The sequence below is a fragment of the Embleya sp. NPDC001921 genome, from assembly GCF_053594475.1.
The window spans coordinates 1-9979 of record NZ_JBSFEO010000108.1 but is presented as its reverse complement, the minus strand read 5'-3'; the positions used below and the strand labels follow the sequence as shown (position 1 = coordinate 9979).

Annotated in this window: 2 protein-coding genes and 1 pseudogene; all 3 read right to left on the bottom strand. The window is 75.1% G+C overall.

The window, feature by feature from the left end:
• Positions 1-6257 (bottom strand): SDR family NAD(P)-dependent oxidoreductase (locus tag ACWCPW_RS50825; RefSeq protein WP_449768475.1); only part of this gene is annotated, 6257 nt, incomplete at its 3' end.
• A 1-nt stretch (position 6258) separates the two neighbouring features.
• Complete coding sequence (locus tag ACWCPW_RS50820; RefSeq protein ID WP_449768476.1) at positions 6259-8394, bottom strand: SDR family NAD(P)-dependent oxidoreductase; 2136 nt, start codon at positions 8392-8394, stop codon at positions 6259-6261.
• Between the two features lie 234 nt (positions 8395-8628).
• Positions 8629-9979, bottom strand: a pseudogene (locus tag ACWCPW_RS50815) (acyltransferase domain-containing protein); the annotation flags it as partial.

Below are 9979 nucleotides of genomic sequence, written 5' to 3'. Positions count from 1 at the left end.
CCATTGGACGCACCGTCCTGGTTGACCGCACTGCCCCGCACCACCGCGAGCACCCGATGCCCGTTGCGCCGCGCGTCCGACAACCTTTCGAGCAGCAGCATGCCGACGCCCTCGGCCCAGCCGACGCCGTCCGCGGCGCTGGCGAACGCCTTGCAGCGCCCGTCCACGGACAGGCCGCGCTGCCGGGAGAACTCGGTGAACGCGCCGGGTGAGGCCATCACCGCGACGCCGCCCGCGACCGCGAGGTCGCTCTCGCCCAGCCGCAGGGACTGCGCGGCCAGGTGCAGCGTGACCAGCGAGGACGAGCACGCGGTGTCGATGGTGACCGCCGGGCCCTCGAAGCCGAACGAGTAGGAGATCCGACCCGACGCGACACTGCCGGCGTTGCCGTTGCCGACGTAACCCTCCAGTGCGCTGGGCACGTTGCCCGGGTGCGGCGCGTAGTCGTGGTACATCACGCCGGCGAACACCCCGGTCCGGCTGCCGCGCAGCGTGGTCGGGTCGATGCCGGCCCGCTCGATCACCTCCCACGTGGTCTCCAGGAGCAGCCGCTGCTGCGGGTCGGTGGCCAGCGCCTCGCGCGGCGAGATCTCGAAGAACCCCGCGTCGAACTCGGCGGCGTCGTAGAGGAAGCCGCCGTGCCGGGTGTACGACTTGCCGGCGGCCTCGGGGTCCGGGTCGAACAGGTCCTCGACGTCCCACCCGCGATCGGTGGGGAACTCGCCCACCGCGTCGGTGCCGGATTCGACGAGACGCCACAGGTCGTCCGGGGAGGCCACGCCGCCCGGGAGCCGGCAGGCCATGCCGACGATCACGATCGGGTCGTCCGCCGTCGCGGCGAGCCCGGCCGCCGGCGCCGGGACGGGCGCGGCGGGCGCGTCCGGCAGGTCGCCGAGCAGTGCGCCGCGCAGGTGGTCGGCGAGCGCGCCCGGGGTCGGGTGGTCGAAGACCAGGGTCGCGGGCAGCCGCAGGCCGGTGGCGGTGTTGAGCCGGTTGCGCAGTTCGACGGCGGTGAGCGAGTCCATGCCCAGATCGCTGAACGCGCGGCGGACCCCGACCGCCTCGGGGTCCGCGCCCAGTACGCCCGCGACCTCGGCGCGCACCAGGTCGAGCAGTGCCTGCTCGCGCTCGGCCGAACCCAGCGCGGCCAACCGCTGCCCGAGCGAGGCCGGACCGGCGGTCTTGACCGCCTGTCGTCGGCTCGGCCGGACGAGGCCGCGCAGCAGCGCGGGAACCGCTTCCGGGCGGGCCCGCAGGCCCGCCAGGTCCAGCGGCGCCGGCACCAGCACGGCCCGGTCGAGCCCGCTCGGGCCGCCGTCCGGCCGCACGGCCAGGTCGAACAGGCGCAGTCCGGCGGCCGAGCCCAGCGCGCGGATCCCGGCCCGGGCCGCGCGGTGCCGGTCCGCTTCGGCCAGGTGCGCGGTCATCCCGCCCGCCTCGGCCCACATGCCCCACGCCAACGACACGGCGGGCAGCCCGAGCGCCCGGCGCCGGGCGGCGAGCGCGTCCAGGAAACTGTTGGCGGCGGCGTAGTTGCCCTGCCCGGGACCGCCCAGGGTGGCCGCCACCGAGGAGAACAGCACGAAGCCCGCCAGGTCCTGATGCCGGGTCAACTCGTGCAGATGCCACGCCGCGTCGGCCTTGGGCCGCAGTACCGCCGCCAGCCGCTCGGGGGTGAGCGCGTCGAGCACGCCGTCGTCGATCACGCCCGCCGCGTGCACGACGGCGGTCAGCGGATAGGCCGCCGGCACACCGGCGATCAGCGCCGCCAGGGCCTCGCGGTCCGCCACGTCCGCAGCCGCGACGGTGACCTGCGCGCCCAGCGCGCTCAGTTCGGCGACCAGTTCGGCCGCGCCCGGGGTGTCCGGGCCGCGCCGGCCGGTCAGCAGCAACCGGCGCATGCCGTGTTCGGCCACCAGGTGGCGGGCGAGCAGCGCGCCGAGCACCCCGACACCGCCGGTCACCAGGACGGTGCCCTCGGGATCCCAGCCGCGCACCTCGCGCGGATCGAGCGCCGCGGCCCGGCGCAGGCGCGGCGCGTACGGCGCTCCCCCTCGGATCGCCAGTTGCGGTTCGTCGGCGGCGAGCGCGCTCGCGCGGGCGGCGCCGAGCATGGCTTCCGAGGCGGGTTCCTCGTCCACGTCGATCAGCACGATCCGGTCCGGCTGTTCGGACTGGGCGGAGCGGACCAGACCGGCCACCGCCGCGCCGATCGGATCGGGCACATCGCCCTCGGTCACCGCGAAGGCGCCGCGGGTGAGCACCAGGACACGTTCGGCGTCGCCCTGGAGTTGCGCCAACACCCGTGCGGTCTCCCGGTGTACGGCGGCGAGCGTGTCCCCGGCCGCCTCGACCGTCACCACGAGCGTTCCGTCGTCGAGCCGCCGGGTGTCCGTACCGAGCGCGATCACCGGGGCCGGCACGCCCGGTTCGTCGACCACCGCGTGGTCGACCCAGGCGAGCTCGAACAGCGCGTCCGGGCCCGTCGCCCGCGAACCGTCGAGCTGATCCGCCGTCACCAGCCGGGTGGCCAGGGCGTCGATCGACACCACCGGCGCGCCGCCGGCGTCGGTGGCCGTCAGGGTCAGCTCCCCGGGCCCGGTCACCGCGATCCGGATCCGGAGCGTGGTCGCGCCGGACGCGTGCAGCCGGACGCCGTTCCACACGAACGGGAGCCGACGCCCTGCCGCGTCCCGCGATTCGTCCAGGCTGTCCAGGGAGGCGATGTGCAGCGCCGCGTCGAGCAATGCCGGGTGGATGCCGAATCGGGCGGCGTCCGCGTGTTGTTCGGCGGGCAGTTCGGCTTCCGCGAGGATCTCGTCGCCCAGCCGCCAGGCGGCCCGCAGGCCCTGGAACGCCGGGCCGTAGTCGATCCCGGCCTCGGCGAGCGTGGCGTACGCCCGGCTCACGTCGATCGCCGTCGCCCCCGCCGGCGGCCACACCTCGCCGACGGCGGCGCCATCGGTACGCGTTCGGTCCTCGGCGGCCACCAGGAAGCCGACCGCGTGCCGCGTCCACGGCGCGTCCGACTCGGCGTCCTGGGACCGGGCGTACACCGCGATCGGCCGCCGGTCGGCGCGCTCGTCCTCGGGGCCGTCGACGACGACCTGAAGATGTACCGCGTCCCGCTCGCGCAGGATCAGCGGCGTCTCGATCACCAACTCGTCGACGGTGTCCAGTCCGACCTCGTCGCCGGCCCGGATCGCCGCCTCCACGAGGGCCGTTCCGGGTACCAGGACCGAACCGAGCACGACGTGGGCCGCCAGCCACGGATGGGTCCTCACCGACAGCCGGCCGGTCAGCAGTACCGCGTGCGATCCGCCGTCCGCCGCCGCGTTCCGGCCGGTGGCCACCCGCAACGAGGCGGCCAGGAGCGGGTGGTCGGCGGCGGCCAGCCCGAGCCCGTCGGCGTCCCCGGCCGACGCGGCGGGCTGCTCGATCCAGAAGCGCCGGTGCTGGAAGGCGTACGTGGGCAGGTCGACCCGGCGCGCGCCGGAACCGGCGTACAGCGCGGCCCAGTCCACGTCGGCGCCGTGCGTGTGGGCGGTGCCGAGCGCGACCAGCGCGGTGTCCGTCTCCGGCCGGTCCCGGCGCAGCGCCGCCGCGAAGGCGGGCGGGTGGTCGCTCGCGGGCGCGTCGGCCAGGGTGTCCTGGGCCATGGCGGTCAGCACGCCGTCCGGGCCGAGTTCGAGATACGTGGTGACGCCGGCCGTCGCGAGGTGTGCGATCACGTCCCGGAAGCGGACCGCGTTGCGCACGTGCGCGACCCAGTGGCCCGGGTCGCCCAGTTCCTCGATCCCGGCCGGTCGCCCGGTCAGGTTGGAGACCACCGGGACGCGCGGCGCGCGATAGGTCAGCGTGGCGGCGACGCGCTCGAACTCGGCGAGCATCCCGGTCATCAGCGGCGAGTGGAACGCGTGGCTGACCCGCAGTCGTTTGGTCTTGCGGCCCTGTTCGGCGAAGCCGGCGGCGACCGCGAGGGCCGCGTCGGCGTCGCCGGAGAGCACGATCGAGCGCGGGCCGTTGATCGCCGCGATGCCGACCTCGTGCTCGCGCCCGGCCAGTGCGGCGGTGACCTCCTCCTCGCCGGCCTGCACCGCGATCATCGCGCCGGTGGTGGGCATCGCCTGCATCAGCCGGGCCCGGGCCGCCACGAGTGTCGCCGCGTCCGCGACGGTGAGCACGTCCGCGACGTGCGCGGCGGTGAGTTCGCCGAGCGAGTGCCCGGTGACGAAGTCCGGGCGCAGGCCCCACGACGCGTACAGCCGATACAGCGCGACCTCGATCGCGAACAGCGCGGGCTGCGCGTACACGGTCCGCTCCAGGTGTTCGGCGGCGTCCTCGACGGCGCCGAACACCACATCGCGCAGCGGGTACGGGACGTGACCCGCCAGCTCGCCGTCCAGCGCCCGCGCCACCTCGTCGAACGCGGCGGCGAACACCGGGTAGGCGTCGTACAGTTCGCGCCCCATGCCGACCCGCTGGCTGCCCTGCCCGGTGAACAGGTAGGCGAGCGGCCCGGATCCGGCAACCGAGCCGCGGACCGCGGTCGGGGTCGGCGTGTCGGCGGCGAGCGCGTCGAGGCCGGCCAGGAAGCCGGCCAGGGGCGTCGACGAATCGGCGCCCGCGACCAGCACGGCGCGCTCGTCGAACCGGGCCCGGCCGGCGGCCAGCGAGTAGCCGATGTCCGCGACGTCGGTCGCCTCGACCGCCGCGCCTCGCACGTGTGCCGCGAGCCGGGCCGCCTGGGCGCGCAGCGCGTCCGGCGTCCGGGCGGAGAGCACCCAGGGTGCGGCCGCCGGCGTGCCCGCGCGCTCCTCCTCGGTCGGGGCGGCCGCCTCGACGGCTTCCGGCTGTTCCAGGATCAGGTGTGCGTTGGTCCCGCTCGCGCCGAACGCCGAGATGCCCACCCGGCGCGGACGTCCGGTCTCCGGCCAGGGCCTGGCCTGCGTCAACAGCCGCACCGCGCCCGCCGACCAGTCCACGTGCGGCGTCGGCTCGTCCACGTGCAGCGTCCTGGGCAGCACGCCGTGCCGCATCGCCTCGATCATCTTGATCACGCCGACGATCCCGGCGGCGGCCTGGGTGTGCCCGATGTTGGACTTGGCCGAGCCGATCCACAGCGGTCGGTCCTCGGGGCGGTCCTTGCCGTAGGTCGCGATCAGCGCCTGCGCCTCGATCGGGTCGCCCAGCGTGGTCCCGGTGCCGTGTGCCTCGACCGCGTCGATGTCGGCCGCGCTCAGCCGGGCGTTGCGCAGCGCCTGCCGGATCACCCGCTGCTGGGACGGGCCGTTCGGCGCGGTCAGGCCGTTGGAGGCGCCGTCCTGGTTGACCGCGCTGCCCCGCAGCACGGCCAGTACGCGGTGGCCCAACCGCCGCGCGTCCGCCAGCCGTTCGACCAGCACCAGGCCGGTGCCCTCGGACCACCCGGTGCCGTCCGCCGCGCCGGCGAACGCCTTGCAGCGGCCGTCCGGAGCCAGGCCGCGTTGGCGGGAGAACTCGACGAACCCCAGCGGCGAGGCCATCAGCGTCACACCACCGGCGAGCGCGAGATCGCATTCGCCGCTGCGCAGCGAGTGTGCCGCCAGGTGCAGCGCGACCAGCGAGGACGAGCACGCCGTGTCCACGGTCACCGCCGGGCCCTCGAAGCCGAACGAGTAGGCGATCCGCCCGGACGCCACGCTCGCCGCGTTGCCGTTGCCGATGTAGCCGCCGACCTCGTCGGGCACCTCGCTCAGCCGGGCCGCGTAGTCCTGCCCGTTGAGGCCGGCGAAGACCCCGGTCCGGCTGCCGGCCAGCGTGGTCGGGTCGATGCCGACCCGCTCGAACAGCTCCCAGGCGGTCTCCAGGAGCAGCCGGTGTTGCGGGTCGGTGGCCAGCGCCTCGCGCGGCGAGATGCCGAAGAACTCGGCGTCGAACCCGGCGATGTCGGGCAGGAACGCGCCCTTGCGGGTGTACGACTTGCCTGGTCGATCGGGGTCGGGATCGTACAGCTCCTCGACGTCCCAGCCTCGGTCGTCGGGGAAGTCGCCGACCACGTCGACCCCTTCGGCCAGGATGCGCCACAACTTCTCGGGCGACTCGGCGCCGCCGGGCAGCCGGCACGCCGCGGAGACGATCGCGATCGGCTCGGGCGTCGGGTTCTGCGCCTCCTTGAGCCGTTCCCGGGTCTCGTGCAGCTCGACGGTGAGCCGCTTGAGCAGGTGGCGGATCTGCTGGTCGCTCATTGTGGTTGTGCCTTTCGCATGGACCGACAAGTCAGGAGATGCCGAACTGCTTGCCGATGAATTCGATGAGCTCGTCGTCGGTGGCCGAGTCGATCTCGTCGGCGATGCCTTCGAGTTCGCTGCCGGCCGGCTCCGGAGCGGGTGCCGCGCCGGCGGCCCAGCGTGCGGCGATCTCGGCGAGCCGGACCGCCGTCGCCTCGTGTTCGGCCGGATCGGCGGCGGCGTGCGCGAGGAGCGCTTCCAGGCGGTCGATCTCGGCCCGGATGGCGTCCGCGCTCGGGACCACCCGCGGCACCAGTTCGCCGTGCAGGAATTCGGCGAGCGCGTTGGGCGTGGGGTAGTCGAAGACCAGCGTCGCGGGCAACCGCAGACCGGTCTCGGCGGCCAGCCGATTGCGCAGTTCCACCGCCGTCAGCGAGTCGAACCCCTGGTCCCGGAAAGGCTTCCCGGCCGCCACCGCGTCGGCGGAGGCGTGCCCGTGCACGATCGCCGCCCGGGTCCGGACCAACCGCACCAGATGCGGTCGGCGCTCCTCCTCGGCCAGTTCGGCGAGTGTCGCGATCAGCCGGGTCGCCGCCGTCTCGGGCGACGCCGAAGCCGCGTCCGAGCCCGAAGCCGTCGCCGAAGCCGAGGTCGCGCGCAGGAGTTCGGCGACCAGCGGGTGTGGCCGGTCGCGGAACAGCACGTCCCAGTCGATGTCGCACACCGTCAGGTGGCTCTCGTCCGCGTCCAGGATCTGCCCGAGCGCCTGGACCGCGAGCGCGGGATCGAGCATGGTCAGGCCCTGGCGGCCGAGTCGCTCCTCGATCTCCGGCGCGGCGATCCCGCCGCCGGCCCAGTGCCCCCAGGAGACCGAGGTCGCGGGCAGCCCGTCGGCCCGACGACGTGCGGCCAGCGCGTCCAGATAGGCGTTCCCGGGCGCGTAGTTGCCCTGTCCGGCGACCCCGCACAGCCCGGCCACCGAGGAGAACAGCACGAACGCCGACAGGTCGGCGTCCCGGGTGAGTTCGTCGAGATACCGGGCGCCGTCCACCTTGACCCGCGCGACCCGCTGCTGCTGCTCCAGGGTCAGCTCGCCGATCACCGCGTCGTCCAGGATCGCCGCCGCGTGCAGCACCGCGGTCAGCGGGAACTCCGCCGGAATCGCGGCCAGTACCTCGGCCAGCGCGTCCCGGTCGCCCACGTCGCACGACGCGAAGGACACCCGCGCGCCCGCCGCGGCGACGTCCTCGGCCAGTCGATCGGCGCCGGGCGCGTCCGCGCCGGTACGGCTGACCAGCAACACGTGCTCGGCCCCGCGCGCCGCGACCCAGCGGGCCACGTGCCCGCCCAGCGCCCCGGTGCCGCCGGTCACCACCACCGTGCCCGACGGCCGCCAGGTCCCGGCGGGCCGGGCGGCGCCGAGCGGCGCGCGAACCAGCCGGCGGCCCCAGGCCCCGGTCGGCCGCACCGCGACGTCCCGCTCGTACACCGCGCCGGCCAGCACCGCCACCAGGCGGGCCCAGGCCGGTGCCCCGGCGTCCGCGCCGGGATACGCGCTCGGCAGGTCGACCAGCCCGCCCCACGACCGCGGGTTCTCGGCCGCGACGACCCCGCCGAATCCCCACACCTGAGCCTGCTCGGGCACCCGGACCGGGTCCGCCGCACCGACCGTCACCGCGCCACTGGTCACCGCCCACAGCGGTGCCACCACCCCCGCGTCGTCCAGGGCCTGGACCAGGGCGACGGTCGCCGCCGTTCCCCACGGCACCGCGTCGAACCCGGCCACGGTGCCGTCGGCCAGTGCCAACAGCGAGAGCACACCCGCGACCGGCCCGGACTGTGCCGCGACCAGGTCCCGCAGCGCGGCCCGCTCGCCCCGGTCGCGAGCGACGGGAACACGCTCGACCCGGGCACCGGCGGCGGTCAGCAGCCGGTTCAGGAAGTCCGCCCACGCGCCGGCGGCCTCCTCCTCGGGCACCACGAGCAGCCACGTTCCGGACAGACTCCCGATCCCGGTACCGGCGACCGGGCGCCACACGATCCGGTGCCGCCACGCGTCGAGGGTGGCTCCCGAGCGCCGACGGTCCCACCACGACGACAACGCGGGCAACACTTCGCCCAACGACTCCGCCGAGGTCTCCGTACCCAACGCCTGGGCCAGGCCCGCCTGGTCGCCGCTCTCCACGAGTGACCAGAACGCCGCGTCGATCGTGTCCGCCGCCCCCGCGGCCGTACCCGCGCCGGTCGTCGAACCGGCCGGGCCCGGGGTGTCGAGCCAGTAGCGCTCGCGCTCGAAGGGGTAGGTGGGCAGCTCGACCCGACGCGGCCCGCTCCCGGCGAACGCGGCGGTCCAGTCCACCGCGACGCCGCGCACGAAGGCTTCGGCGAGGGAGACGTACAGGCGCCGCGCGCCCCCCTGGTCGCGGCGCAGCGTGCCGACCACGACCGGGTTCTCCGGACCCTCCTCGTCCAGCGTCGCCTCGATCGCGGCGGTGAGCACCGGATGCGGGCTCACCTCCACGAACACTCCGTGGCCGGCGGCGACGAGACCTCGGGTGGCCTCCTCGAAGCGCACCGTCTCGCGCAGGTTGGTCGCCCAGTACGCGCCGTCCATCGCGGCCGTGTCCAACCAGTCCCCGGTGACCGTCGACCGGATCGGGATCGTCCCGGACACCGGCGAGATCTCGGCCAGCGCGGCCACGATCTCCGCCCGGATTTCTTCGACTTGCGCCGAATGCGACGCGTAGTCCACCGGGATGAGCCGGGCCCGGCCGCCCTGGTCGGTGACCGCCGCCACCAACTCGGCCAACGCGTCGGGCTCGCCGGAGACCACCACCTGGCCGGGGCCGTTCACGGCCGCGACCGAGATCCGCCCGTCCCAGCCGGCGATCCGCTCGCGGACCACCGCGACCGGTTCGGCCACCGACGCCATCCCGCCGCGCCCGGACAGCGCGAGGATCGCGCGACTGCGCAGCGCCACCACCCGTGCTCCGTCGGCCAGGGACAGTCCGCCGGCCACCACGGCCGCCGCGATCTCGCCCTGCGAGTGGCCGACCAACGCGTCCGGCAGCACCCCGAAGGAGCGCCACACCTCGGCCAGCGACACCAACACCGCCCACAACACCGGCTGGACCACATCCACCCGATCCAACGACGGCGCACCCTCGACACCGGTCAACACCTCGACCGGCGACCAGTCCACGAACTCCGCCAGGGCCGTCGCGCACTCGTCGAAGCGGGCCGCGAACACGGTTGACTGGATGTACAGTTCGGCCGCCATACCGGTCCACTGCGAGCCCTGGCCCGGGAACACGAACACGGTCTTGCCGACCGGTCCGGCCGTCCCGGTCACCACGCCCGCCGCACTCTCGCCGCGTGCCACCGCGTCCAGGCCGAAGGCCCATCCGGTCGCGTCCGCGATCAGCACGGCCCGTTCCGCGAACAACGCTCGCGAGGTGACCAGCGAGAACCCCGCGCCCACCGGATCCTCGTCCAGTGCGCCGCGCACCCGGCCGGCCTGTGCCCGCAGCGCGTCCGGGGTCCGGCCGGACAGGACCCACGGGAGCACGGCCGGGGCCGCCGGCACCGGCTCCTCGAGGTGCGCTTCCGCGGGAGACTCCGGGAGTTCGAGGATCACGTGCGCGTTGGTGCCGCTGACCCCGAACGCCGACACCGCCGCTCGGCGGGGCCGACCGGTCTCCGGCCACGGCCGAGCCTGTGTCAGCAGCCGTACCGCGCCCGCCGACCAGTCCACATGCGGCGTCGGCTCG